We start from the raw sequence: 26,104 nt of genomic DNA, 5'->3' as shown, positions 1-26,104 counted from the left end.
CTGTGCCGCGCGGCCGGGCCGGGGTTGGCGCATCGCGGTGTCCTGCCCCGGCGGTGAGCCGTGCGGGGCCATGCCTGAGGGCGGCCGGTCCCTTGTCCTGTGCCGCGCCGCCCGAGGCGGGTCAGCGGGTCGCGGTGTCCTGCCCGGCGGTGAGCCGTGCGGGGCCATGCCCGAGGGCGGCCATCCCTTGTTCTGTGCCGCGCCGCCCGAGGCGGGTCAGCGGGCCGCGGTGTCCTCCCCGGCGGTGAGCCGTGTGATCGGGGCGGGCGGGGCCGCGGCCGGAAGCTCGACCCGAAGCAGCGCGCCACCGCGTGCGGAGCGGGCGACGCCGGCCCGGCCGCCGTGGGCCTCGACGACCCGCTGCACGATCGACAGCCCCAGACCGGAGCCCGGCAACGCCCGGGCGCTGTCGGCACGGTAGAACCGGTCGAACACCCGCGGTACGTCGGCGGCGTCGATGCCCGGCCCGGCGTCGTCGACCTCGAGCACCGCCGACGCGCCCTCGGCACGGAGCCGGACCTGGACCGGCTGGTCCGCGGGGGACCACTTGCCCGCGTTGTCGACGAGGTTGAGCACCGCCCGCTGGAGCGCGGCGGGACGCCCGCTCACCCACACGGAGGTCACGTCGAGCGCCACCTCGACGTCGGGCACACGGGAACGCGCCCGGGTCGCGGCGGCCACCACCACGTCGGCGAGGTCGAGCAGCTCGGTGTTCTCGTCGCTGACGTCACCGCGCGCCAGGTCGGTCAGCTCGGCGACCAGGGTGCTCAACTCGGCCACCTGGGCGCCGACATCGTTGAGCAGCCGGGTCCGGCTCTCCGCCGGCAGTGCGCTGTCCAGGGTGCCGCGCCGATCGAGCCGGATCAGCAGCTCGGCGTTGAGGCGCAGGCTGGTGAGCGGGGTCTTGAGCTCGTGGGCGGCGTCCTCGGCGAGCAGCCGCTGGGCCCGCCGGGAGTCCCGGAGCGCGGCGAGCATGTCGTTGATCGACCGGATCAGCCGCCGGATCTCCCCACCGCCCTCGTCCGGGATGTCGGCGTCGAGATCCCGGGTGTCCGCGACACGTACCGCGGCGGCGGTCAGCCGGTCGATCGGTGCCAGCCCGGTCCGCGCCACGGTCCGCCCGACCAGGGCGCCGCCGGCCACGCAGAACAGCCCGATCAGCAGCATGCCGAACCCGAACCGGTTGATCGGGCTGTCGTCGGCGAGGCGGGCCACCTGAACCGCGCCGTCGCCCGCCCGCAGCGTGTAGACGAGGTAACCTTCCTCGCTGTCGTCCGACTCCATCAGGTCGGCCGACGCGCCCCGCGCCACGCGCTCGGCCTGCTCGCTGACGGGGGGCAGCGCGGGTTGGCCGGCCGGCGTCCGGGTCGAGCCGTCGGGCAGGACGACCCGCACCAGCCGACCGGATCCGGGATACGGCGGTAGCTCGACCTGCGCCGGACCGGCGCGCCGCGCGTCCGTCGCAAGGACGCGGGAGTCGGCGCGCAGCTGATTCTCGGCGGTGTCCCGCAGCTCCCGGTCCATCAGCTCGCTGGCCACCTGGAAGGCCACGAACACGCTGACCGCGATGGCCGTCGCCGCGATCACCGTCAGCCTGGTCCGCAGGGACCGCCGGCGCCACCATCGGGTCAGCCGGCGCGGTTCCCGGCCGGCGCGCCCGCTCACGGAGGAGTCTCCCGCAACGTGTATCCCAGGCCGCGCAGCGTGTAGATCAATCGCGGTTCACTCTCGGCCTCCATCTTGCGGCGCAGGTAGCTCACGTACACCTGGAGGTTGTTGGCGGTGGCGCTCATGTCGAAGCCCCAGATCGCCTCGAACAGCGCGTCGCGGGTCAGGACCCGGGTCGCGTTGCGCATGAGGACCTGCAGGAGGGAGAACTCGGTCCGGGTCAGGCGCAGCGGCCGCTCGCCCCGCCACGCCTCGAACCTGTCGGGATCGAGCCGGACGTCGGCGAACGACAGGATCTGCGACTCCTCGTCGGTCGACGTGCGCCGGCGCAGCAGGGCCCGCACGCGGGCCAGCAACTCCTCGGTGGCGAACGGCTTGGGCAGGTAGTCGTCGGCGCCCGCGTCCAGCCCCGTGACCCGGTCGGAGACCTGGTCACGGGCGGTCAGCATCAGCACCGGCAGATCCCGACCCGCCGCCCGCAACCGCCGGCAGGTCTCCAACCCGCCGAGGCGGGGCATCATCACGTCGAGGATCAGCAGATCCAGCGTGTCACCGTCCGCCCCACCGACCCCGTCGAGCACGGCGAGACCGTTGGTGACGGTGCTGGTGTCGTAACCCTCCACCTGGAGCACCCGCTCCAGCGACTCACGGATGGCCGCTTCATCATCCGCGATCATGATTCGCACGCCGGCCCGCCCCCTTCCTGTCGACGTTTTTGCCGCCCATTGTTCCCGACCAACCTGAAGCCAGGATTAGCGCGTCGCCGGGTACCGCGCGGTGTGAGTGATCAGGGCGCGCAACTCGGCTGCCGCGTCCGTGATCTCCGCGGCGAGCGTCCACTTCGACCACGGTCGTCGTGGTCTGTAACATCGACCAACCTTACGAACAAGGCGAGTTGACCTTCGCCGCAGCCGAGTCTCAGGGGGATCGATGCGTAAATGGGGGAGTGCGGCAGCACTGTCGCTCGTGCTGACCACGGGAGCGATAGTTGCCGCTCCGCCGGCCGCGGCGGGTGGAATGGCGTGTGCCTCGGTCATCGCGTCGAGGCTGGACCCCGGTGGCGGGCGTCCGAACTTCATCACGGTCGAGAACTGCGGCTCTCAGACCCAGTCCTGGCGCTACAACCTGAACTCCACGGGCTGGAAGTACGTGTCGATCGCGCCGGACAAGCGGAAGACCACCAACTTCCCCGCCACATGGAGCAAGCTCCAGATCGACTTCAGCTGGTAGGCCCGGCGGGGACAAGAGGCTCCGGAGGGTTGTCCGGGGCCTCTTGCGTAGGGGGCGTCTGCTGGTCGGCGCCACTCCGTGGTGTGAGGTCGGTGAGGAATCGGGTGTCGGCAGGCGTTAGCGTGGTGGGTGCCGACCGGCGTGGTCGTGCTGGTCTGTGCTGGTTCTAGGGGCGTCGCGGGGGTAAATGTGCAGGTCAGGGTGATTTGATGAGAATCCTGCACACTTCCGACTGGCATCTCGGCCGGGCGTTCCACCGGGTCAACATGCTCGGGGCGCAGGCCGATTTCATCGGCCACCTCGTCGCGACCGTGCGTGAGCGCGGCGTGGACGCCGTGGTCGTGTCGGGAGACGTGTACGACCGGGCGGTGCCGCCGCTCGCCGCGGTCGAGCTGTTCGACGACGCCCTGCACCGGCTGGCCGAACTCGGCGTGCCGACGGTGATGATCTCCGGGAACCACGACTCCGCCCGCCGCCTGGGCGTCGGCGCCGGCCTCATCGACCGCGCGGGCATCCATCTGCGGACCGAGCCGGCGGCGTGCGGGACGCCCGTGGTGCTCCAGGACGCCGACGGCGACGTGGCCTTCTACGGGCTGCCCTATCTCGAACCCGCCCTGGTGAAGGACGAGTTCGGGGTGGTGAAGGCCGGCCACGAGAGCGTGCTCGCCGCCGCCATGGACCGCGTCCGCGCCGACCTCGCCGCGCGCGCGGGTGGATCGAGCAGGACGCGGTCCGTCGTCCTCGCCCACGCCTTCGTCACCGGCGGCGAGGCCAGCGACAGCGAGCGGGACATCACGGTCGGCGGAGTGGCCGCGGTGCCGGCAGGCGTGTTCGACGGCGTCGACTACGCGGCGCTCGGGCATCTGCACGGCTGCCAGACCATCACCGAGCGGGTCCGCTACTCCGGCTCCCCGCTGCCGTACTCCTTCTCCGAGGCCGACCACCGCAAGAGCATGTGGCTGATCGACCTGGACGCCGAGGGCGCGGTGACCGCTGAGCGCGTCGACTGCCCGGTGCCGCGCGCGCTGGCCCGGATCCGCGGGACGCTGGAGGACCTGCTCGCCGATCCGCGGCTCGCGCGGCACGAGGAGGCGTGGGTCGAGGCCACCCTCACCGACGCGGTCCGCCCCGCCGACCCCATGGCCCGCCTCACCGAGCGCTTCCCGCACACCCTCAGCCTCGCCTTCGACCCGGAGCGGGCCCCGGACGACCCCGACGTCTCCTACGCCCAGCGGCTCGCGGGCCGCAGCGACCAGGAGATCGCCGAGGACTTCGTCGCCCATGTGCGGGGCGCGGGGCCCGACGAGCGTGAACAGGGCGTGCTGCGGGACGCGTTCGACGCGGTGCGGGCGGACGAGGCCGTACGGGAGGTGGCGCGGTGAGGTTGCACCGACTCGAGGTCACCGCCTTCGGGCCCTTCGGCTCCTCCCAGACCGTCGACTTCGACGAGCTGTCCGCCGCCGGGCTCTTCCTGCTGCACGGACCCACCGGCGCGGGCAAGACCTCCGTCCTCGACGCGGTCTGCTACGCCCTCTACGGCTCCGTGCCCGGCGCCCGCCAGTCCGGCCAGGGCATGGCCCTGCGCAGTGACCACGCCACCGCCGCCACCCGTACCGAGGTTCGCCTCGAACTGACCGTCGCCGAGCGCCGGTTGGAGATCACCCGCCAGCCGCCCTGGGAGCGCCCCAAGAAGCGCGGCTCGGGCAGCACGCTCGACAAGGCCCAGAGCTGGCTGCGCGAGTACGACGCGGCGGCCGGCACCTGGAAGGACCTCAGCCGCTCGCACCAGGAGATCGGCGAGGAGATCACCCAGCTGCTCGGCATGAGCCGCGAGCAGTTCTGCCAGGTCGTGCTCCTGCCCCAGGGCGACTTCGCCCGCTTCCTGCGCGCCGACGCCGAGGCGCGCGGTCGGCTGCTGGGGCGGCTCTTCGACACCCACCGCTTCGCCGAGGTCGAGAAGCGCCTCGCCGAGCGCCGCCGCGCCACCGAGGCCCAGGTGCGCGACGGTGACACCGAACTCCTCGCCGACGCCCACCGTATGCAGCAGGCGGCCGGCGACGCCATGCGCCTCCCGGACGTGGCCCCGGGCGAGCCGGGTCTCGCCGACGCCGTGATGGCCGCGGCCGCCGTCGCCCGCAGTACCGCCCGGGAACAGCTCACGATCGCCCACAGCCGTCTCTCCGGCGCCGAGTCCGCCCAGGCCGGCGCCGAGCGCGCACTGGCCGACGTACGTGAACTGGCGCGGCTCCAGCAGCGGTTCACCCAGGCGCGGGAGCGGGCAGCGCTGATGGAGGAGCGCTCCGAGGGCTACCGGCAGGCACAGGTCCGCATGGAGCGGGCCCGTAAGGCCGAGGCCGTGGCGCCCGCGCTGGAGCTGCGGGAGGCCGCCGACGCCGAGCACGGCAGGGCGGCCGCCGCACAGGTGCGGACGCGTGCCCTGTTGCCCGACACCTTCGCGGACGCCGGCGCAGCCGGGCTCGCGGCCGCCGCACGCCGGGCCGCCGAGGAACTGGGCGGGCTGGAGTCGGCGCGCCGCGGTGAGCGGCGGCTGGCCGAACTCGCCGCGCAGCGCGCCGACTTGGACCGCCAGGAGCGGGCCGACGAGGACGTCCTCCAGGAGGCGGACGCCTGGCTCGCGGGCTGGGAGACGGCCCGGGCCGGTCTGCAAGCCCGCATCGACTCCGCCCAGGAGGCCGCGAGCCGGGCCGAGCAGCTCGGCGTCCAGCGCGACCCCGCGCAGAAGCGGCTCAACGCGGCACGGATGCGTGACCAGTTGGCCGGCGACACGGACACCGTCGCCGAACAGGTCCGCCTCGCCCGGGAACAGGCACTCACCGCCAAGGCACACTGGCTCGACGTCAAGGAGCAGCGCCTCAACGGCATCGCCGCCGAACTCGCCGCCCAGCTGGCCGACGGCCGGCCCTGTGCCGTCTGCGGTGCGACCGACCACCCCGCCCCGGCCCGCAAGGACGCCGGGCACGTCGACCGGGAGGCCGAGGAGCAGGCGCTGGCCGCCTACCAGCGGGCGGAGGAACGGCACAGCGAGCAGGAGCGGCGCCTGGGCGTCGTACGCGAGGCGCTGGCCGCCGCCACCGCGGAGGCAGGTGACACTCCCACCGTGCGACTGGCCGAAGCGGCGGAGGAGTTGGAGCGGCTCCACACCCTGGCCCGGCAGGAGGCGTCGGCGCTGCATCCCGCGCACGAGGAGCTGCGGCGGGCCGAGGCCGAGCACCAGCAGCGGACCGCCGACCGGCAGCAGGCGGCGGTGCGGGCCGCCTCCCGGGTGGGGCACCGCGACCGGCTGGACCAGGAACGAGCTCTGCTGGAAGCGGAGTTGGCGCAGGCGCGGGGTGCCGCCGACAGTGTGGCCGCGCGGGCCTCACAGCTGGAGCGGCAGGCGGCCCTGCTCACCGACGCGGCCGACGCCGCCCGTGCCGCCGAGGACACCGCCCAGCGGCTCAAGGACGCCGACGCCCGGCTCGCGGACGCCGCCTTCCGGGCCGGCTTCGAGACCCCGCAGGCCGCGGCCGCCGCCCTCCTCGACGACGCGGCCCACCGCGACCTCCAACGGCGGCTCGACGCCTGGCAGTCGGAGGAGGCCGCCGTGCGTGCGGTCCTCGCGGAGCCCGAGACCGCGGCCGCCGACCGGCAGCCGCCCGCCGACCTCGCCGCCGCCGAGCAGACGGCGGCCCGCGCGGACCTGCGGGTGCGCGAGGCGGCCTCCGCGCGCGACGCCGCCGCCCGGCGCTGCCACGACCTCGACCGGCTCTCCGCGCGCGCGACCGTCTCGGTCCGCCGGCTCGCCCCGCTGCGTGAGGAGTACGACCGGGTGGCCCGTCTCTCCTCGCTCGCCGCGGGCACCTCGGCGGACAACGAACGCAAGATGCGCCTGGAGTCCTATGTCCTGGCGGCCCGGCTGGAACAGGTCGCCGCCGCCGCGACCGTACGGCTGCTGCGGATGTCCGCCGGCCGCTACACCCTGGTCCACTCCGACGACCGGGCCGGGCGGGGCCGCAGTGGGCTCGGACTGCATGTCGTGGACGCGTGGACCGGCCGGGAGCGGGACACCGCCACGCTGTCCGGCGGGGAGACCTTCTTCGCCTCGCTGGCCCTCGCCCTCGGCCTCGCGGACGTCGTCACCGACGAGGCCGGCGGGGTGCGCCTGGACACGCTCTTCATCGACGAGGGCTTCGGCAGCCTCGACGAGCAGACCCTGGACGAGGTCCTCGACGTGCTGGACTCGCTGCGCGAACGCGACCGCAGCGTCGGCATCGTCAGCCATGTCGCCGACCTGCGGCGGCGCGTCCACGCCCAGCTGGAGGTCGTGAAGGGCCGGGCGGGGTCGGCGCTGCGGCAGCGCGGGGCCGGGTGAGTCAGCGGCCCAGCGGGCGGCGGGGGAGCGGTGAGGAGTAGACGACGCTCGTGGTCACCGAGCCCAGCGAGCCGATCTTGCCGGACACCTCCTCCAGGTGCTGCATGGAGCGGGCGGTGACTTTGATGACAAAGCAGTCGTCACCCGTGACGTGGTGCGCCTCCAGGATCTCCGGCGTCACCTCGACGAGGTCGTGGAACGGCTTGTAGTTGCCGTTCGGGTACCGCAGCCGCACGAACGCCAGGATCGGCAGGCCCAGTCGCTCGGGGTCCACGACGGCCGCGTACCCCCTGATGACGCCCGCCTCCTCCAGTCGCCGCACCCGTTCGGTTACGGCACTCGGGGACATCGACACGGCACGGGCGAGCTCGGCGAAACTGGCCCGGCCCTCCCGCTGGAGGACTTCGAGGATGTGCCAGTCGGTGGCGTCCGGGGAATACGCGGTCATGTCCGAGGAATAGCAGGGGAATCACCGGCTGATCAAGGACCACTCCGTGGAATGACCCTTCCTGTTGATGATCATCGACCGTAGATTTCTCGCCATGACGACTTCTGACACCCTCACCGTGAACCCCGTCCTGCGCGTCGCCCCCGCGGCCCCGGCCGAGGCCGCCGCCTACTTCCGCGCGAGCCTCGTCTTCCACGCCGACGTCTCCGACGTGGCCGCCGCCCTCGCCGCCGACGGCGACCCCGGCTTCGTCGTCCTCGACTCCCGCTCCACCGAGGCCTGGGACCAGGGCCACATCCCCGGCGCGGTCCACCTGCCGACCGCGCTCATCGCCGAGCAGGCCGAGCAGCTCCTCGACAGGAACGTGCCGGTCGTGACGTACTGCTGGGGGCCCGGCTGCAACGGCGCCACCCGCTCCGCGCTCGCCCTCGCCGAACTCGGCTACCAGGTCAAGGAGATGCTCGGCGGCTTCGAGTACTGGGCGCGCGAGGGCTTCGAGTTCGAGACCTGGGAGGGCAGGGAGCGCCGGGACGCCGATCCGCTGACGGCGCCCGTGGGCGCGGAGAACTGCGGGTGCTGAGCCTGGCGTTACGCCGTAGGGTCACGCTCCTGAACCGGGCGGTGCGTCATAGGGTCATGCTGCTGAATCGGGCATTCCGGATGGGGCTGCGGTAATTCGGGGCGCGAGGGCTGAATCCAGTGTTCCGGTTATTGGGATCCATCGGCGCGGGATGACATGCACGCGGTAGATTCCGCGCCATGGTGCGATACGCGGAGCCGGGCCTGGTGGAGTGGGTGGAGTCGGCCGGCGGGCCGCTGATAGCGGTGCCGGAGACCGTCCTGCCGTTCTGGGCGGGCGCCGACGGCGACGAGCTGGCCTCGGACTACGACCGGGCCTGCGAGGTGGACGGGTACGTTGGCCTGCTGCCCGTCGGCGACAGCGCGGCACTGGTCCTCGGCGACGAGCCCGCCTCGACCACCTATCTGGCGGAGCACGGCATCTTCGTACGGTGGTCCGCGGGGGAGTCCGAGGAGCAGCTGCTCGCCGAGGTGCCCGCGGCGCTCGAGACCGCGGTGTGGGGACCGGAGGTGGCCTGGAACGTGCCCGGCCCGGTGCTGCTGTTCGACGCCGCGTGGCCCGGCAACGACTCCCTGCGCACCGACCATGTGTGGATCGCGCTGGACCCCGGCCGCTACGCGGTGCGCGCGGCGCATGTGCGGCCCGGCCCGGAGACGTGGCTCGGACTCGTACAACTCAGGCCCCTGGCGCACGGATAACCACGTGCGCCGCACGGACGGCCCGACCATCATGGTCGTCCATGCCCCGACTTCCGCACCCCGCCCCCGAAGACCTCCGCCGCGACCCGCTGCCCCTGCGCGGGCGGACCGCCCTGGTCACCGGTGCCAGCAGACGCGGCGGCATCGGGCACGCGGTGGCCCGGCGGCTGGCCGCGTACGGGGCGAGCGTCTATCTGCACCACCATGTGCCGCACGACGCCGCCCAACCCTGGGGCGCCGACCGTCCCGAGCAGATCGTGGCCTCCGTACGGGCGGCTCGCACCGATCCTGAGGCCCGGGTCGTCGCGGGCCCCGGCGACCTGTCCGACCCGGCCGCACCCGCCGCACTCGTCGACACCGCCGCCACCGCGCTCGGCGGCGGCCTCGACATCCTCGTCGCCAACCACGCCCTCAGCGGCAGCGACGGCACCCTCGACGAGATCGACGCGGCGATGCTCGACGCCCACTGGGCCGTCGACACGCGCTCCGTGCTGCTCCTCGTGCAGGCGTACGCCCGGCATCGCAAGGACTCGTCGGGCGGCCGGGTCGTGATGATGACCTCCGGCCAGGACATCGCGAACGGCATGCCCGGCGAGATCGCCTACGCCCTCCAGAAGGGCGCCCTCGCCTCCATCACCCGCTCCCTGTCGACCACCCTCGCCGAGCGGGCGATCACGGTGAACACCGTCAACCCCGGCCCCGTGGACACGGACTACCTCACAGGCGAGGCGTACGAGGCGGTGGCCGCGATGTTCCCCGCCGGCCGCTGGGGCATGCCCGACGACCCCGCCCGCCTCATCGCCTGGCTGGCGACGGACGAGGCGGGCTGGGTCACCGGGCAGGTGATCGACTCGGAGGGCGGCTTCCGGCGCTGACCGGTGAGCGGTGACCGGGAGGGCCTACGGCTCGGTCAGAGCGCGGAGAGCTCGTCCACCAGGTCGTCGAGGCCGAGGGAACCCTGCGAGAGGGCCGCCATGTGCCAGGCCTTGAGGTCGAAGGCGTCTCCATGGCGGCTGCGCGCGTTCTCCCGGCCCAGCAGCCAGGCCCGCTCGCCCAGCTTGTAGCCGATCGCCTGCCCCGGAATCGTCAGATAGCGGGTCAGCTCGCTCTCCACGAAGTCCGCCGGACGACTGCTGTGCGCCCCGAAGAACTCCTGCGCCAGCTCCGGCGTCCAGCGCTCACCCGGGTGGAACGGCGAGTCCGCCGGGATCTCCAGCTCCAGATGCATACCGATGTCCACGATGACCCGAGCCGCCCGCATCATCTGCGCGTCCAGGTACCCGAGCCGCTGCTCCGCGTCCGTCAGGAAGCCGAGCTCGTCCATCAGCCGCTCCGCGTACAGCGCCCAGCCCTCGGCGTTGGCGCTGACGATGCCGACCGTGGCCTGGTAGCGGGACAGGCTGTCGGCGACGTGCACCCACTGTGCGAGCTGGAGGTGATGGCCGGGCACGCCCTCGTGGTACCAGGTCGACACCAGGTCGTACGCCGGGAAACGGGTCTGCCCCATCGTCGGCAGCCAGGTGCGGCCCGGGCGGGAGAAGTCCTCCGACGGGGGCGTGTAGTACGGGGCCGCCGCACCGCCGGGCGGGGCGATGCAGGACTCCACCTTCCGTACCCGCTCGGCGAGTTCGAAGTGCGTGCCGTCCAGCGAGTCCATCGCCTGGGACATCAGCCCCTGCAACCACTCCCGCACCTCGTCGACGCCCTCGATGTGCAGACCGTGCTCGTCGAGGTGCGCCAGCGCCACCCACGGCGTCTCGGCGCCCGGCAGGATCTTCTCGGCCTCCTTGCGCATCTCGCCGAGCAGCCGGTGGTACTCGGACCAGCCGTACGCGTACGCCTCGTCCAGGTCGAGGTCCGTGCCGTTGAAGTAGCGCGACCAGCGCGCGTAGCGCTCCCGGCCCACCGTGTTCGGCGCGCCCTCGATCGCCGGCACGTACACGTCCCGCATCCAGTCCCGCAGCTCGGCGACCGAGGCGGTCGCGGCGCGGGCGGCCTCGTCCAGCTCGCCCCGCAGTGCCTCGGGCCCCGCCGCCGCGAAGTCCTCGAACCAGCCGCGCCCCTCACCCGTGTCCGCCCACTCGGTGAGCTGCTCGACGAACGTGGCCGTCGGGCGCGGGGCCGCGTACAGCTTGCGCTCCAGGCCGAGCGCGAGGGAGGCGCGGTACCCGGCGTACGCGGTCGGCACGGCACGCAGCCGCTCGGCGATCGCGGCCCAGTCCTCGTCCGTCTCCTGGGGCGTCACGGTGAACACCTCGCGCACCGAGTGGGCGGCCGTCGCCATGTTGCCGACCGAGCGCAGACCCTCGTCCGCCTCGTGCACGGCGAGCTCCGCGGTCAGCCGCTCGCGCAGCAGCCGGGCGCAGCGCCGCTCGATGTCACTGTCCGCGCCGGGCCGCCGCTCGGCCTCGTCGAGCCGGGCGAGGGTGGCCCGCCCGAGCTCCGCGAGCGCCTCCTGGCCCGCCGGTGAGGTGTCGGGCAGCCGGCTCGAACTCTCCTTCACTCCGAGGTAGGTACCGGTGACCGGGTCGAGGGCGATGAGGGCGTCGACATAGGCGTCGGCCACCTCACGGGGCAGCGGGCTCTTGGTCTCTGACATGCGGACCATCCTCGTACGCTGGGCCGCCGCCCGTCACGCGGATTGAGCCGAGGGCGTAGGCGGCAGCATGGGCCCGCAGTCCCACTGCTGGAAGATCAGCCGGGTCTCCACCCGGGCCACTTCGCGATGGGCGGTGAACTCGTCAAGGACCAGCCGCTGCAGATCCGTCATGTCCGCCACCGCGACATGGACGAGGTAGTCGTCGGGACCGGTCAGATGGAAGACGGTCCGTGACTCCGGCAACGCCCGGATCCGCTCCACGAACGGTCCCACCAACTCCCGCCGATGCGGCCTGACCTGCACGGACAGCAGTGCCTCCAACCCCCGCCCGAGCTTCGCCGGATCCAGCCGCAACTGATGGCCGAGAATCACCCCGGCCCGGCGCAGCCGGGTCACCCGGTCCAGACAGGTCGAAGCCGCGACCCCCACCTGGGCGGCGAGGTCGCGATAGGTGGCCCGGGCGTCGTTCTGCAGCAGCCGCAGAAGATGAAGGTCCACCGGATCCAGTACGACAGATTCGGCCATCGGCCGAACGTAGCACGGTGTTCGATTCCCCTACCCCGGTCGGTGTTCACCCTTGCCCGCATGGAGACGACGCCTGTGCCCACCAGAGCCCTGGCCACCGAGGCCGTCCACGCCGGTCGCGACGACCTCGCCCGGCAGGGACTGCACGCCCCGCCCATCGACCTGTCGACGACCTACCCCTCGTACGACAGCCGCGGCGAAGCCGCCCGCATCGACGCCTTCGCCACCACCGGCGCCGACCCGGAGGGCCCGCCGGTCTACGGCCGGCTCGGCAACCCGACCGTGGCCCGCTTCGAGACCGCCCTCGCCCGCCTGGAGAACACCGAGGCCGCGGTGGCCTTCGCCAGCGGGATGGCCGCCCTCAGCGCGGTCCTTCTCGTACGGGCCTCCCTGGGCCTGCGCCATGTCGTCGCCGTCCGCCCCCTGTACGGATGCAGCGACCACCTGCTGACCGCCGGGCTCCTCGGCTCCGAGGTGACCTGGACCGACCCGGCCGGCATCGCGGAGGCGCTGCGTCCCGACACCGGCCTGGTCATGGTCGAGTCCCCGGCGAACCCCACCCTGGCCGAGGTGGATCTGCGGGCGGTGGCCCACGCCTGCGGCTCGGTCCCGCTGCTCGCGGACAACACCTTCGCCACGCCCGTCCTCCAGCGGCCGGTCGAGCAGGGCGCGCGGCTGGTGCTGCACAGCGCCACCAAGTACCTCGGCGGCCACGGTGACGTGATGGCGGGCGTGGTGGCCTGCGACGAGGAGTTCGCCGGACGGCTCCGCCAGGTCCGGTTCGCCACCGGCGGCGTACTGCATCCGCTGGCCGGCTATCTCCTGCTGCGCGGCCTGTCCACCCTGCCCGTCCGGGTCCGCGCCGCCTCCGCCAACGCCGCCGAACTCGTCGGCCGCCTCGCCGCCGACCCCCGGATCGCCCGGGTCCACTACCCGCGCATCGGCGGCGCGATGATCGCCTTCGAGGTCCACGGCGACCCGCACGAGGTCATCGCCGGCGTCCGTCTGATCACCCCGGCGGTGAGCCTCGGCAGCGTGGACACCCTCATCCAGCACCCGGCGTCCATCAGCCACCGCATAGTGGATCCGACCGACCGCCGAGAGGCCGGCGTGAGCGACCGGCTGCTACGGATGTCGGTGGGGCTGGAGGACGTGGAGGATCTCTGGACGGATCTTGACAACGCGCTGGGTATGACGCGCCCCGACAGGGGCGCGGGGAACTGCGCGACAAGCCACAGCGAACCCGCACCCGCAATCAGCCACTAGCCCCTACGGCGCTCAGGCGAACCTGCGCTCACCTGCTTCACAACCCCCTCAGAAGCCAACCGTGCAGTGATCACCAGGGTCCCCTCCTCGATCTGATAGTCGAGGGGGAGCCCCAACCCCCGCATCGCGGCGACCATGCCCGTGTTGGACGCCTGCGTCACGGCATACACACTCTCGCACCGCGCCGACACAGCCATCTCCACCAGCCTGCGGAGCAACTCGCTGCCGATGCCCCGCCGCTGCCACTCGTCCTCGACGAGCAGCGCCACCTCGGTCTCGTCCCCGTCCCACAGCAGATGCCCGAGACCGACGAGCCGTCCCGACGCGGTCTCCACGGCGAGCGTCCGCCCGAACCGCGGACTGAGCAGGTGGTTCAGATACCGGTCGGCGTCACCGACCGGTCCGTGGTACCGCATGCCCAGCGTCCGGGGAGTGCACCGCTCGTGCATCGCCTTCGCGGCGTCCAGGTCGTCGACATCGGCCCGGCGTACGGTGATGTCGTTGCCCTCGGGCAGCGTCAGCACGTCCTGGCTGCGCGGCACCCGCGGTCCGAGCACCGCGTCCAGCTCCACCAGCGCCCGCGCCCGCGCGAACTCGGTCGGGGTGAACGGCAGATACGGCCGCTCCACGGTGATCACTCCGCCTTCCGGCGCCCGCAGCCTCATCACGGAGTCCTCCAGCGTGCCCTCGGCGGGCACGTCCTCGGACCGCGCCCCGGCGGGCGACTGCCTGATGGTGCAGCGCCCCAGCAACTGCCGCAGCGCCAGCGGCAGTTCCGCGGCGTCCAGCGCGGTACGGGCCGCCAGGCCGAGCACCCGGGTCGGCGCGTCGACCAGGTCATGGGCGTCGGCCCGCTCGATCCACGTCCCGGTGCCCCCGGCCAGGGAGACCGCCCGGGTGATCCCGGACGCCTCGAGATCACCGGGGGCCCGCAGCAGGAACTCGTCCACCGTGCCCTCGGCCAGTGGATGCGTCTGGAGGCTCAGGATGTCCACCCGGTGGCCGGCGAGCGCCGTGCACAACGCGGCCAGCGAGCCGGGGGCGTCGCGCACGGTCGTCCGCATCCGCCACAGCGTGCTCGCCCCGGCGTCGGCGGTCGGCTGCCCGGTCTGCTCCGAGGGGAGCGACCGGGCACCGGTATCGGTGTCGCTCACCGGCGGTGCGTGACCGTGGTGGCGTGCCCACCAGGTGTGGAACGCCGCCGTCGCGACCAGCACGACCGCCGAGATCAGCAGCAGTGCCGGACCGTCGGGGCCGTGCCCGACCAGGTTGGCCACGGCGTCCGCCACCGCGACCGCCGTGAACAGCGCGGCCAGTTCGATGACATCCCGGCGCCAGTGGTGCACCGGACGTCCGTGCCTCGCACGCGTCACATCAGACATTTTTCGACTCATGCAGCCACTGTGAAGGAAAGGTGTTGCGTGATCACGAACGCTTTGTGACCGGGCGGTAAAGAGTCGATCCGGCCGTTTTGTTGTTCTTTGTACCTTCGAGGGGGTGAGGGTTACTGCCCCACGCGACCCGGCTGAAGCACCTGGGTGAACAGCACGGTGCCGTCCGACTCGCGCAGCCTGACCGTCAGCTCGCCGCTGTCACCGTCGATGTCGACCTCGCCGAAGAACTGGTAGCCGCCCGCGGGCGAGACGTTCGCGGCCGTCGGCGCCTTCACGAACACCCGCTCGGGACCGAACGTGCCGTCCAGCGTGTTGGCCGGGAAGGCACCGGCGTTGAGCGGCCCGGACACGAACTCCCAGAACGGCTCGAAGTCGGTGAAGGCAGCCCGGGACGGCTGGTAGTGCTGGGCCGAGGTGTAGTGGACGTCGGCGGTGAGCCACACCGTACCGGTGATCCGCCGGTGCTTGATGAACCGCAGCAGCTCCGCGATCTGGAGCTCACGCCCGAGTGGCGCACCCGGGTCGCCCTGCGCCACCGCCTCGATGTTCGCCTTGCCCTCGGTGGTGTCGGGTACGACGAGGCCGAGCGGCATGTCGGAGGCGATCACCTTCCACACCGCCCGCGAGCGCGACAGTTCCCGCTTCAGCCACTCGAGTTGTTCCCGGCCGAGGATGCCCTGTGGGTCCACGGTCTGGTCGTCGGCCGAGTTGGCGTTGCGGTACGTCCGCATGTCCAGCACGAACACGTCCAGCAGCGGGCCCTGCCGCAGCACCCGGTGGACGCGGCCCTCGCGGGCCCCGGGCCGCAGCGTGGAGATCGGGAAGTACTCGCTGAACGCGCGACGGGCCCGCGCCGCCAGCACGTCGATGCGCTTCTCGGTGTACCGGGTGTCGGAGTCCAGGATCGTCTGGCCCGGGTACCAGTTGTTGCGCACCTCGTGGTCGTCCCACTGGATGATCGAGGGGACCTGGGCGTTGAACCGCCGGAGGTTGTCGTCGAGCAGGTTGTAACGGAAGTTGCCGCGGAACTCGGCCAGGGTCTCGGCGACCTTGGCCTTCTCCTCGGTGGTGATGTTCCGCCAGGTGCTGCCGTCGGGCAGGGCGACGGACGCCGAGATCGGGCCGTCGGCGTAGATGTTGTCGCCGCTGCAGATGAAGAAGTCGGGGTCCAGCGCGGCCAACGCGTCGTAGATCCGGTAGCCGCCGAGGTCCGGGTTGATGCCCCAGCCCTGGCCCGCCAGGTCGCCCGACCAGACGAAACGCACTCCGTCGCGGCGCCGGGCCGAGGCAGTGCGGAACGTGCCGTCGACCGGCTCACCGGTGCGGCGCGGGTCGTCGGGGTCGGCCAGCAGCACGCGGTAGTGGATCTGCTCGCCGGGCGGCAGGCCATGCAGCCGGGTCGTACCGGTGAAGTCCGTGTCCGCCCCGAGCAGAGGACCGTGCCATCTGCGGGCGTTGCGGAACGACTCGGTCGCCGACGTCTCGACGATCATCCGTGCCGGACGGTCCGACCGCGCCCAGACCAGCCCCGAGTGGGCGGTCACATCGCCCGTCTGCACGCCCCACCCCGCCTCCGGGCGCCCCGACAGGGCGAACGCCGGTGCCGAGCCGGCCACTGCGGGCAGGGTCAGGGCCGCCGACGCGACGAGGGAACCGCGCAGGACGGTGCGGCGGTCGGGGAGCGGACGATGCGACATGGATGCGCCTCCAAGGACGGGATCCGGCCAGTGTGCGATGCCACAACTACTCGTGCGCCGCAGCGCACACGCAAACCACAAGTGAACAACTGACCGCAACCGCAGGGGAACCGACGCGCGGCCGGTCCTCACCTGGCCGAGGCCATCAGCCGTACCCCCTCGACGATGCGCGCGGGGGAGAGGTGGGCGTATCCGAGGACGAGCCGGGTCTGCGCCGACGTGTCGGTACGCGTGTGCGTGCAGTCCGACAGCGGGCGTACCGCGACTCCGGCCGCGACCACGCGCGCGAGGAACCGTTCCTCGGGCCCGTACCGCTCCGGCAGCGTGGCGATGACGTGCAGTCCCGCGGCGATCCCGGACACCCGCGAGCCGGGGAAGTGCTCCTCCAGCGCGGCCACGAGTGCGTCGCGCCGCTCGCGGTAGGCGCGCTGGCAGCGGCGCAGCTGGCGGTCGTAGTCGCCGCGCTCCACGAACCGGGCGAAGAGCGCCTGGTCCAGGGTGGGATGGCCGAGGTCCATGGTCCGCTTGCGCTCGATCACCTCCTCGGCGAGCGACTCCGGCACGAGCAGCCAGCCCAGCCGCAGCCCCGGGGCGAGGGACTTGCTGACGGACCCCGCGTAGGCCACACGGTCGGGGTCGAGCCCCTGGAGCGCGCCGACGGGGGCACGGTCGTAGCGGAAGTCGCCGTCGTAGTCGTCCTCCATGACGAACCCGTCCACGGACCGCGCCCAGTCGAGCAGTTCGGCACGACGGCGCGCGGAGTACGCGATCCCGGTGGGGTACTGGTGGGCGGGCGTGGTCACCACGGCCCGTACGCCCGAGGCCTTCAGCGGTCCGACGGCGAGCCCCTCGTCGTCCAGCGGCACGGGCACCGCGCTGACGCCGGCGGCGGCATAGAGGTCGTCGTGCTGCGGGCTGCCCGGATCCTCGACGCCCACCTCGCGCAGCCCGCGCGCGTGCAGCGCGAAGCCGAGCAGGGTCGACGCCTGCGCGACCCCCGACACCACCACGATCCGCTCCGGATCGGCGACCACGCCCCGGCGGCGGGCGAGGAGTTCGGCGAGGGCGGTGCGCAGCCGGGGCAGTCCGCGCGGATCGGGATAGCCGAGCTCGTGGTGCGGCAGCTCCGCCAGTACCCCGCGCTGCGCCGCGGCCCAGGAGGCTCGCGGGAACAAGGACAGGTCGGGCGTCCCGGGTACGAAGTCCGCGCGGGTGCCGGGGGAGCGCGGCGCGAGATCACGCGCGCGTGGCCGGGCGGACCGCACCGCACCGCCCACCCAGGTCCCCGCGCCCCGTCCGCTGCGCAGATATCCCTCGGCCGTCAGCTGTTCGTACGCCTCCGTGACCAGACCGCGCGACACACCGAGGTCCCCGGCCAGGTCCCGGCTCGACGGCAACCTGGTCCCCGGTACGAGCCTGCCCGATCGGACCGCCTCCCGCAGGGCCGCCTGAAGGGCCCGCCCACGCGCGCGTGCGGGCGCGGAGACGGCGGGGAGAAGCAACTCCCAGGCGACCGAGCCGGTTCGCTCGCCCGACGAGGAGGCGGCCCGGTTCCCCGCCCCGGCAGCTCGCTGTCGATTGGTCTCCGATGACGTCATGGAAATGGACCTTAATGCGGACCACCGTGCTCCCTAGCGTCGTTTCCATGAACGCCACCACCACCCGCGGAGCCCTCCTCGCCGCACTCGCCTGTGTTCTCGTGGGCGCCTCCTTCACGGCCAACAGCGTCCTCGGCGACTACCCCTACGCGGGCGGCCAGTTCCTGCGCTACGGACTCGCCTGTCTGTTGCTCGTGCCGCTGGCGGGACGCGGCGCGGTGGCCCGGCTGCGCTCGCTCGGACCCCGGCGGTGGGCCCGCCTCGCGCTGCTCGCGGCCGTCGGCATGGTCGGCTTCAACATGGCCGTCCTCGCCGCGGAGCGCACGGCCGAGCCCGCCGTACCCGGGGTCTTCGTGGGCTGCGCGCCGGTGGTGGTGGCCGTTCTCGTGCCCCTCCTCGACGGGCGCCGGCCGCAACGCGCGGTGCTGTACGGGGCGTTGCTCGTGGCCCTGGGGGCCTGCACGGTTCAGGGGTGGGGTCGGACGGACGGCGCGGGGCTCGCCTTCGCGGTGTGCGCGCTGGCCGGAGAGGTCGGCTTCGCGGTCCTCGCCGTGCCCGTGCTGCGGCCCCTGGGGCCACGGCTGCTGTCGGCGACGGTGTGCGGCGTCGCCGCGCTCGAGTCCCTCGCGGCCGGACTGATCGTGGACGGCACCGCCTGGCTGCGGCAGCCCGACCGGACCGAGACCGCCGCGCTGCTGTGGCAGGCGGCGGTCGTCACGGTCGTCGGGTTCGTGTGCTGGTACATGGGCATGCAGCGGATCGGCGCGGAGCGCGCCACGCTGTTCTCCGGTCTCATCCCGGTCGCCGCCGCCTGCACCGCTCCACTCGTCGGGACGGGTTCCTACGGCGCCGCGCAGGCCGTCGGCAGTGCCCTCGTCGGTACCGGGGTCGTCCTCGGCGCCTGTGTGTCGTCCAGGTCGGTGGCCGGGTCAGCGGCTGCCGTCGAGGATCACGCGCGCGACGAGCGCCGGGTCGTCGTTCATGGGGCAGTGCCCGCAGCCGGGCAGCCGCACGAGGCGGGCCTTGGGAATGATCTGCTTGGCGCGCACCCCCTGCCGGCGCAGGAGCAGCCGGTCCTTGCTGCCCCAGGCCACCGTGACCGGAAGACCGGGGACGTCGTCGACGAACTGCACGGAGCCACCCGCGCGGAGGGTGTCGGCGAAGCCCGTCGCCTGCACCAGGGCGAGCGTCTCGGCGACGACGGCCTCGGGTGAACGGCGGCCGGGACGGGCGTAGATGGTGCTGGTGAGCGCGGTGCGGCCGGCCGCCGAGCGGGACAGGCGCTCGACCATCGGCAGGGGCATCCGCAGGGCTATCCCGCGCATCGCGAGCAGCACGGCGAAGGCATAGCGCCGCTCCGCCTCCGACCAGAAGCCCGCAGGGGACAGGGCGGTGACGGATCGCACCAGCTTCTCCCGGCCGAGTTCCAGGGCGAGCAGACCACCGAGGGAGTTGCCCGCGACATGCGGACGGTCGAGCTCCAGGGCCTCGCAGAAGGCGCCGAACACGGCGGTCGTGGTGGACAGGTCGTAGGTCAGTCCGTCCGGGAGTCCCGGGGAGGCCCCGAAGCCGGGCAGGTCCACGGCGATCACGTCACGCTCGGTCGCGAGGATGTCCACGACCGGGTCCCAGGCCTGCCGGTGATGGCCGATGCCGTGCAGCAGGAGCAGCGGTTCACCGCTGCCCACGCGCGCGTAGTCGACGGTCACGGTCCGCGGGCCGTGCGGGGAAGGGACCTTGAACGAGACGGTGTCGGCCATGGGCGTGTGCTCCTCGTCGGGACCGGCTGACGGACGGTGTGTAGACAGCTTGTCAGCAATTGCTACCGACGGGTAGCCCCCTTCTGTGCGGTGTGGGCACGAGTCGCCTGGACAGTACGGGACGCGTCGGCTGGGATGGTCTCGTGAGCACCGACACCGTGACCGACGTTTTCGAAGAGCACCGTCCCGTCCTGCTGGGAGTGGCCTACCGCATGCTGGGGCGGGTGGCCGACGCGGAGGACGTGGTCCAGGAGGCTTGGCTGCGCTGGTCCGGCGCCGACCGCAGCGAGGTGCGCGAACCGCGCGCCTATCTGGTGCGCGTCACCACACGCCTCGCCATCGACCGGTTGCGCCAGGTCCAGGCGCGCAACGAGGCCTATGTCGGCCCCTGGCTGCCGGAGCCCTACGCCACCGACTTCGGGGACACCGTCCCGGACACCGCCGAGCGGGCCGTGCTCGCCGACTCCGTCTCCCTCGCCGTCCTCGTCGTCCTGGAGTCCCTGTCCCCGCTGGAGCGGGCGGTGTTCGTGCTCAGGGAGGCCTTCGGCTACCCGTACACCGAGATCGCCACCATGCTCGACCGGGGCGAGCCCGCGGTGCGCCAGCTCGCCGGCCGGGCCCGCAAGCACGTCGAGGAGCGACGGCCGCGGTACGACGTCGACCCCGTCCAACGCCGGGACCTCACCGAACGCTTCCTCGCCGCGGCCGCGGAGGGCGACCTGGCGGGGCTCATGTCGATGCTGGCCCCGGACGTCCGCCTCGTCGGTGACAGCGGCGGCAAGTCGCGGGCTCCGCTGCGGGTCATCGAGACGGCGGACAAGGTGGGCCGCTTCCTCATCGGCGCCGGCCGCAAGGGGGTCTCGGACCAGTCCTTCCGCTTCATAGAACTCAACGGCGGCCCCGCGGTGGTGGTCCTGTCCGGGGACAAGCCCGACTCGGTGTTCCAGCTGGACGTCGTCGACGGCCGGATCCAGTCGGTGTACATCGTGCGCAACCCCGACAAGCTCCAGTCGCTCGCCGCATAGCGACCCGCCCTTCGAAGCCCCCGTCCGAAGCCCTCGCTTCGCGACGGGGGCTTTGCCGTCGTGTCACGAATGCCGCCGCGTACGAACGCCGCATGAACCCTCCGCGACGCCGAGCCCGTGCGGTGCGCAAGCGATCGAGGATTGGTCTTGACCAAGGGTGGGGGCCGTCCTATGGTCGCAGAGAAGTGCAACAACCTTTAATAAACAAGGGCGCTAAAAAGCCGCCGGACCACGGCGATTGCGGAGGACAGGGTGGGGACCACGCAGCTGGAATCGGTGCCGGAACCGAAATACTGGCACCTCAAAACGGTGCTCACCGAGGCGCTGGACTCCGAGTTCTCGGTAGGTGAGATCCTGCCCAACGAGCGGGACCTCGCCGCCCGGTTCGGTGTCGCCCGCGCCACGCTCCGGCAGGCGCTCGAACAGCTCGAGCTGGAAGGCAGGCTCCAGCGCCGCCGCGGTGTCGGTACGACCGTCGCCCCGCCCCGCGTGGGCGTCGCCGTCGGCACGGAACAGCACGCCTGGCCGGGCACGGCCACGGACGCCTGGCAGTCCGTCGACAGCACGGTGGAGGTCCCGTCGGCAGCCGTCGCCGCGGCACTGGAAACCGGCCACGACGAGCCCGTGCACATCGTCCGCCGCTCCCGTATGACACACGGTCAGCCCGTCGCCGCGGAGCTGCTCTACGTCCCGCAGTCCGCGGTGCCCGACCTCTCCGCCATAGACGCCCCGTCCGGTGCGGCACGCGCGCGTGCCGTGCTGCGCGAGCTTCAGCGTCTTGAACTGGAGGGCCAGGACAGCGCCGTGGAGCTCGGCTCGGCCCGCGCCGACGACGCCAAGCAGCTGGACCGGCTGCCGGGGGCGCCCGTCCTCGTCGTGACGACCCGCTTCTTCTCGGCGGGCCGTACCGCCGCCCTGTCCGTCGCGACCTACCGCGCCGACACCTGCCGGCTGACCTTCGGGGACTCCGGCGGCGTGGAGATCCACGAGGACCCGGAACGCCGGGCGTCCTGACCGCCTTCTCGCAATGCGCCGTGTGCCCCGGAGCCACTCCGGGGCACACGGCGTTTCGACTTCAACGACAGAAACCCCGCCGCCGACAACAGCCCCGTCAGCGCCGCGCGGTCACCGTCCCCTCCACCGCGAAGAGTTGCTCCTCCACATGGTCCAGGGCCAGCCGCAGCGCGCCCGTCGCCACGGCCGCCTCACCGAGCAGCGACAGCGTCACCCGCGGCGGCCGCAGGCAGTAGCGCGCCAACTCCTGGCGCAGCGGCTCCAGTACGTCGTCCAGTCCGGTCGCCCAGCCGCCGATGACGACGAGTTCGGGGTCCAGGGCCAGCGAGAGGGCCGCCACGTCGTGGACGAGCCGCTGGATGAAGCGGTCGACCGCCGCGCGGGCCCGCTGGTCGCCCTCGCGCGCCTGGGCGAAGACCTCGGCGACGGCCTGCTCGTCGAGCGGGTGCAACGGCTCGTCGGTGGTGGACAGCAGCTTCTCCGGCGTCACCCCGCGCCCGAGCAGATGCAGCGCCCCGATCTCGCCGGCCGCCCCGCCGTACCCCCGGTGCAGCCGCCCGCCGATCAGCGCCCCCGCGCCCGGGCTCAGCCCCGCCAGCACGAACACGATGTCGTCGGACTCGGTCGCGGCACCCTTCCAGTGCTCGGCGACCGCCGCGGCGTTGGCGTCGTTCTCGACCAGCACCGGGCACTTGAAGGAGCGGCTCAGACGCTCGCCCAGGCGCAGCCCCGTCCACTGCGGCAGCGCGGCGCACAGCCGTACGGTGCCGTCCGCCTCGACGATGCCGGGCGAGGCGACGCCCACCGCCCGCAGCGACTCCCGTGCCACGCCGGCCCGCCGCAGCAGTTCGGCCACCGCGGTGCGCAGCCGCTCCAGCCGCTCGTCGGCGGACGCGGTCTCGGCGACGTCCTTGGCGACGGCGCCGAGCACCCGGCCGTCCAGGTCGGAGAGCAGCGCGGCGACCCGGTGGGGCCCGATGTCCAGCCCCAGCAGATGCCCGGCCTCGGCACGGAACCGGAACCGCCGCGCGGGCCGCCCCTGCCGCCGTACGACGCTCTCGTCGGCCGCCTTCTCGACGACGTAGCCCGCCTCGATCAGCCCCTCGACCACACCCTCGACGGTCGGCCGGGACAGACCGGTCACCCGCGTGATCTCGGTCAGCGTCGCGCAGTCCGTGGCGCGCAGCGCGTGCAGCACCACCGCGGAATTGATCCTTCGCAGCAGCGAGGGATCCCCGCCGGTCAGCCGCCCCAACGTCCGTCCTCCCAGCTCGTGCGCGTGTTGGCCGGATCGTACTCGTCGGGGCGGAGCCGGGCGAGTGCGGGGACAGCAGAGATCGCTTGCTGTCCGTGTCAGCCGGGTGCCACGAAGCCCGACTCGTACGCCGCGATCACCGCTTGGGTCCGATCGCGTGCCCCCAGCTTCGCCAGGACGGCGCTCACATGGGACTTCACCGTCTCCGTACCGACCACCAGCCGCTCGGCGATCTCCGCGTTGGACAGCCCCCGCGCCATCAGCCGCAGCACCTCCGCCTCGCGCTCGGTCAGCTGCGCCCGCTCCATCGCCGCCCGGGCCACACGATTCCCGCCACCCTCGCCGTACTCGGCGGCGAGCTGCCGCACCGACGCCGGGAACAGCAGCGACTCGCCCTCGGCGACCAGCCGGACCGCGTGCACGATCTCGGCCGGCCGGGCCCGCTTCAGCAGGAACCCGTCGGCGCCGGCCCGCAGCGCCTCGTACACGTACTCGTCGTTCTCGAACGTCGTCACCACGAGGATCTTCGGCGGCTCGTCGACCGACCGCAGCACCGCGCGCGTGGCCTCGATCCCGTCCAGCAACGGCATCCGTACGTCCATGGCGACCACGTCCGGCCGCAGCTGCCGTACCAGCGGGATCACTGCGGCCCCGTCCGCCGCCTCCCCGACGACCTCGATGTCGGGCTGCGCCTCCAGCACGGCCCGCAGACCCGCGCGTACCAGGGGTTCGTCGTCGACGAGGAGAACGGTGACCGGCATCCGGCCAGCGTAGATCAGCGCAGCGGCAGCTCCACCAGCACCTGCCAGTCGCCCAGGTCCGGGCCGGTCCGCGCGCGGCCGCCGAGCAGGGCCGCGCGCTCGCGTATGCCGCGCAGGCCGCTGCCGCGCCCAGGGCCGGGGACGTCGGCCGTCAGCGGGTTGCGGACCTCCAGGGTCAAGGTGTCCGGCGTGACGTCGACGCGGATCCGTACGGGGACGGCGCCCGCGTGCCGCAGCACATTGGTCAGCGACTCCTGGAGGATGCGGTACCCCTCGCGGGAGACCGGGCCGGGCACGGTGTCCACGGGGCCGGTCAGTTCGGCGTCCACCTTCGCGCCGGAGGCCCGCGCGGACTCCAGGAGCCGGTCGGAGTCCGTCAGTGTCGGCCGGCCGCTGACCGGCCGCTCGGACTCGCGCAGGATGCCGAGGACCCGTTCCAGATCCTCCAGGGCCGCCCGGCCCGTCTCCTCGATGGCGCCCAGGGCGCGGTCGGTGAAGGCGGGGTCACCGGCCGCGCGGGCGGCGCCCGCCTGCACGACCGCCACGGTCAGGGCGTGGCCGATGGAGTCGTGGAGTTCGCGGGCGATGCGGGTGCGCTCCAGGAGTTGCTCGGTGCGTTCCTCCAGGGCGGCGAGGCGGTCGGCGGGGGAGGGGCCGAGGAGCCGGTGGGCGAGCGCCGTGATGATCCGGCCCGGCACGACCACGGTCACCGCCAGGGCGGCCAGCGCCAGGGGCGCGAGCAAAACATGCCACCAGGCGTGGCCGTCGAGCGGGACCAGCAGGCCGTCCCCGACGGCACGGCCGAACCCCGACGACACCAGGTCGATGGCCGCCAGCAGGAGTTGGACGCTCAGCATCGAGGTCGCGCAGCCGAGGAGCAGCCGCGCCTCCAGCCACACGACGACCCGCCCCCGGTCGTTCCAGGACGCGGACGGCGCGACGACGATGTCGGTGCTCGCACTGTCGTGCCGGTCGTCGGTCAGCAGCAGCCTGGCCTGGAGCCCCTCCACGGTGCGCATCGCGGGCACCAGCCCGACGGGGGCGAGCAGCACGGCGGCCACCACCCAGGTCCACCAGGCCTCCTGGATGAAGAGCAGCATGCTCGGCCACACGATCGCGATGAACAGATGCAGCAATCGTGTGTACGTCACCGCCCGACCGAACGGGCGCAGCAAGCGGACCATTTGGTCATCGTGCCAGCCGCCACTGACACCGGGCCTCCCCCGCCCGGGGGAGACGATCTCCACCCACGGGGGAGGCCCGGCCCCCGCCCCACCGGCCAGGCTGCTGCCATGACCAGCATCGAAGTCCAGAACCTCACCAAGGAGTTCGGCAGCAGACGGGCCGTGGACGACCTCACCTTCACCGTCCTCCCGGGCCGCGTCACCGGCTTCCTCGGCCCCAACGGCGCCGGCAAGTCCACCACCATGCGGCTCGTCCTCGGCCTCGACCGGCCGACGTCCGGCACCGCCACGCTCGGCGGCCGCGCCTACGCCACGCTCGCCGAACCCCTGCGCCACGTCGGCGCCCTGCTGGACGCGCAGGCCGCGCACGGCTCCCGGACCGGCCGTGACCACCTGCGCACCCTGGCCGCGAGCAACCGCGTCCCGGACGGCCGTGTCGACGAGGCGCTGGAGGAGACCGGCCTCGCCACGGTGGCCCGGCGCCGGGTGAAGACGTACTCCCTGGGCATGCGCCAGCGGCTGGGCATCGCGGCCGCGCTCCTCGGCGACCCTGAGGTGGTCATGCTCGACGAGCCCTCGAACGGCCTCGACCCGGAGGGCATCATCTGGATCCGCGGGTTGCTGCGCCGGCTCGCGGGGGAGGGGCGCACGGTCCTGGTCTCCAGCCATCTCATGAACGAGACCGCCTCGTTCGCCGACCATCTCGTGGTCCTCGGCAAGGGGCGCCTCCTCGCCGACACCCCGATGCGGGAGTTCATCGACGCGCGCGTGCAGCCACGGGTACGGGTCCGCACCACCGACCCCACCGCGCTGAAGGCCGTCCTCGCCCACCACGGCCACGAAGCCGTCGCGCACGAGGACGGGCACTGGACCGTGCACCACGCGCGCGTGGACGAGATCGGCCGTCTCGCGTCCGGGGCGGGCATCCCCCTGCTCGAACTCGCTGCGGAGCAGGGGACGTTGGAGCAGGCCTATCTGGACCTGACGTCCGCCGCAGCCGAGTTCACCGCACAGCCGCAGGAGGCCTGAC

General features: G+C 72.9%; 22 protein-coding genes and 1 pseudogene. 11 read left to right on the top strand and 12 right to left on the bottom strand.

The window, feature by feature from the left end:
• Positions 1–216 precede the first annotated feature (216 nt).
• On the bottom strand, positions 217–1,665 hold the full coding sequence (locus ABKA17_RS38840) for a HAMP domain-containing sensor histidine kinase (RefSeq protein ID WP_353697093.1): 1,449 nt from the start codon (positions 1,663–1,665) through the stop codon (positions 217–219).
• Entirely contained in the window at positions 1,662–2,354 is a 693-nt protein-coding gene (locus ABKA17_RS38835; RefSeq protein WP_353697092.1) for a response regulator transcription factor, read from the bottom strand. Before ABKA17_RS38835 ends, ABKA17_RS38840 begins: the two co-directional genes overlap by 4 nt.
• 331 nt (positions 2,355–2,685) lie before the next feature.
• On the opposite strand from ABKA17_RS38835, the gene ABKA17_RS38830 reads away from it, so the two are divergent.
• The 3 genes from ABKA17_RS38830 (at position 2,686) to ABKA17_RS38820 (ending at position 7,270) form a co-directional block, all read left to right on the top strand.
• On the top strand, positions 2,686–2,898 hold the full coding sequence (locus ABKA17_RS38830; protein WP_353697091.1) for a hypothetical protein: 213 nt from the start codon (positions 2,686–2,688) through the stop codon (positions 2,896–2,898).
• Between the two features lie 209 nt (positions 2,899–3,107).
• On the top strand, positions 3,108–4,280 hold the full coding sequence (locus ABKA17_RS38825) for an exonuclease SbcCD subunit D (RefSeq protein ID WP_353697090.1): 1,173 nt from the start codon (positions 3,108–3,110) through the stop codon (positions 4,278–4,280).
• The gene (locus tag ABKA17_RS38820) at positions 4,277–7,270 is read left to right on the top strand and encodes an AAA family ATPase (protein WP_353697089.1); all 2,994 of its coding nucleotides are present in this window, start codon (positions 4,277–4,279) and stop codon (positions 7,268–7,270) included. The genes ABKA17_RS38825 and ABKA17_RS38820 overlap by 4 nt, the downstream gene beginning before the upstream one ends.
• A 1-nt stretch (position 7,271) precedes the next feature.
• On the opposite strand, the gene ABKA17_RS38815 is transcribed toward ABKA17_RS38820, so the two are convergent.
• Complete coding sequence (locus tag ABKA17_RS38815; RefSeq protein WP_353697088.1) at positions 7,272–7,718, bottom strand: Lrp/AsnC family transcriptional regulator; 447 nt, start codon at positions 7,716–7,718, stop codon at positions 7,272–7,274.
• Between the two features lie 94 nt (positions 7,719–7,812).
• On the opposite strand from ABKA17_RS38815, the gene ABKA17_RS38810 reads away from it, so the two are divergent.
• From ABKA17_RS38810 to ABKA17_RS38800, 3 genes are all read left to right on the top strand, one after another.
• Positions 7,813–8,298, top strand: a complete 486-nt coding sequence (locus ABKA17_RS38810; protein WP_353697087.1) for a rhodanese-like domain-containing protein — start codon at positions 7,813–7,815, stop codon at positions 8,296–8,298.
• Positions 8,299–8,477: 179 nt separating this feature from the next.
• Complete coding sequence (locus tag ABKA17_RS38805) at positions 8,478–8,996, top strand: immunity 21 family protein (protein ID WP_353697086.1); 519 nt, start codon at positions 8,478–8,480, stop codon at positions 8,994–8,996.
• Positions 8,997–9,037: 41 nt separating this feature from the next.
• The gene (locus tag ABKA17_RS38800) at positions 9,038–9,871 is read left to right on the top strand and encodes an SDR family oxidoreductase (protein WP_353697085.1); all 834 of its coding nucleotides are present in this window, start codon (positions 9,038–9,040) and stop codon (positions 9,869–9,871) included.
• A gap of 35 nt (positions 9,872–9,906) precedes the next feature.
• Here the strand turns inward: ABKA17_RS38800 and ABKA17_RS38795 are convergent, their stop codons facing one another.
• Together ABKA17_RS38795 and ABKA17_RS38790 are read right to left on the bottom strand one after the other, a co-directional pair.
• Positions 9,907–11,595, bottom strand: coding sequence for a DUF885 domain-containing protein (locus ABKA17_RS38795; protein WP_353697084.1), 1,689 nt, complete (start codon positions 11,593–11,595; stop codon positions 9,907–9,909).
• A gap of 33 nt (positions 11,596–11,628) precedes the next feature.
• Positions 11,629–12,120 carry an Lrp/AsnC family transcriptional regulator gene (locus tag ABKA17_RS38790; protein WP_353697083.1) on the bottom strand — a complete coding sequence of 164 codons (492 nt, stop codon included), beginning with the start codon at positions 12,118–12,120 and terminating at the stop codon, positions 11,629–11,631.
• Positions 12,121–12,180: 60 nt separating this feature from the next.
• On the opposite strand from ABKA17_RS38790, the gene ABKA17_RS38785 reads away from it, so the two are divergent.
• Positions 12,181–13,386, top strand: coding sequence for a trans-sulfuration enzyme family protein (locus ABKA17_RS38785; protein WP_353697082.1), 1,206 nt, complete (start codon positions 12,181–12,183; stop codon positions 13,384–13,386).
• Here ABKA17_RS38785 and ABKA17_RS38780 read toward each other — a convergent pair.
• From ABKA17_RS38780 to pdxR, 3 genes are all read right to left on the bottom strand, one after another.
• A complete protein-coding gene (locus ABKA17_RS38780; protein ID WP_353697081.1) occupies positions 13,383–14,768 on the bottom strand; it encodes a GNAT family N-acetyltransferase in 1,386 nt (461 codons plus the stop codon). The two genes, ABKA17_RS38785 and ABKA17_RS38780, sit on opposite strands and share 4 nt — an antisense overlap.
• A 122-nt stretch (positions 14,769–14,890) precedes the next feature.
• The gene (locus ABKA17_RS38775) at positions 14,891–16,477 is read right to left on the bottom strand and encodes an alkaline phosphatase D family protein (protein WP_353697080.1); all 1,587 of its coding nucleotides are present in this window, start codon (positions 16,475–16,477) and stop codon (positions 14,891–14,893) included.
• A gap of 128 nt (positions 16,478–16,605) precedes the next feature.
• On the bottom strand, positions 16,606–18,075 hold the full coding sequence (gene pdxR / locus ABKA17_RS38770; RefSeq protein ID WP_353697079.1) for a MocR-like pyridoxine biosynthesis transcription factor PdxR: 1,470 nt from the start codon (positions 18,073–18,075) through the stop codon (positions 16,606–16,608).
• Here pdxR and ABKA17_RS38765 point away from each other — a divergent pair.
• A pseudogene (locus ABKA17_RS38765) lies at positions 18,066–18,911 on the top strand (DMT family transporter); the annotation flags it as partial. The gene pdxR and the pseudogene ABKA17_RS38765 sit on opposite strands and share 10 nt — an antisense overlap.
• A gap of 93 nt (positions 18,912–19,004) precedes the next feature.
• On the opposite strand, the gene ABKA17_RS38760 reads toward ABKA17_RS38765, so the two are convergent.
• On the bottom strand, positions 19,005–19,835 hold the full coding sequence (locus ABKA17_RS38760; RefSeq protein ID WP_353697078.1) for an alpha/beta fold hydrolase: 831 nt from the start codon (positions 19,833–19,835) through the stop codon (positions 19,005–19,007).
• A 143-nt stretch (positions 19,836–19,978) separates the two neighbouring features.
• Between ABKA17_RS38760 and ABKA17_RS38755 the strand changes: the two genes are divergently transcribed.
• Positions 19,979–20,860, top strand: coding sequence for an RNA polymerase sigma-70 factor (locus ABKA17_RS38755; RefSeq protein WP_353697077.1), 882 nt, complete (start codon positions 19,979–19,981; stop codon positions 20,858–20,860).
• Between the two features lie 252 nt (positions 20,861–21,112).
• Positions 21,113–21,874, top strand: a complete 762-nt coding sequence (locus tag ABKA17_RS38750; RefSeq protein ID WP_353697076.1) for a GntR family transcriptional regulator — start codon at positions 21,113–21,115, stop codon at positions 21,872–21,874.
• Positions 21,875–21,971: 97 nt separating this feature from the next.
• Here the strand turns inward: ABKA17_RS38750 and ABKA17_RS38745 are convergent, their stop codons facing one another.
• From ABKA17_RS38745 to ABKA17_RS38735, 3 genes are all read right to left on the bottom strand, one after another.
• Positions 21,972–23,129 (bottom strand): ROK family protein, encoded by a 1,158-nt coding sequence (locus tag ABKA17_RS38745; protein ID WP_353697075.1) that lies wholly within the window; start codon positions 23,127–23,129, stop codon positions 21,972–21,974.
• A gap of 98 nt (positions 23,130–23,227) precedes the next feature.
• Positions 23,228–23,890 (bottom strand): response regulator transcription factor, encoded by a 663-nt coding sequence (locus ABKA17_RS38740; protein WP_353697074.1) that lies wholly within the window; start codon positions 23,888–23,890, stop codon positions 23,228–23,230.
• 14 nt (positions 23,891–23,904) lie between these two features.
• Entirely contained in the window at positions 23,905–25,074 is a 1,170-nt protein-coding gene (locus ABKA17_RS38735) for a sensor histidine kinase (RefSeq protein WP_353697073.1), read from the bottom strand.
• Positions 25,075–25,182: 108 nt separating this feature from the next.
• Here ABKA17_RS38735 and ABKA17_RS38730 point away from each other — a divergent pair, with 108 nt between their 5' ends.
• Positions 25,183–26,103 carry an ABC transporter ATP-binding protein gene (locus tag ABKA17_RS38730; RefSeq protein ID WP_353697072.1) on the top strand — a complete coding sequence of 307 codons (921 nt, stop codon included), beginning with the start codon at positions 25,183–25,185 and terminating at the stop codon, positions 26,101–26,103.
• Position 26,104 lies beyond the last annotated feature (1 nt).

It is taken from the genome of Streptomyces sp. RG80 (genome assembly GCF_040446465.1).
In the GTDB taxonomy this organism is placed as follows: Bacteria; Actinomycetota; Actinomycetes; order Streptomycetales; family Streptomycetaceae; genus Streptomyces.
The sequence above is the reverse complement of the archived record's forward strand: the minus strand, read 5'-3'. Positions and strand labels throughout refer to the sequence as shown.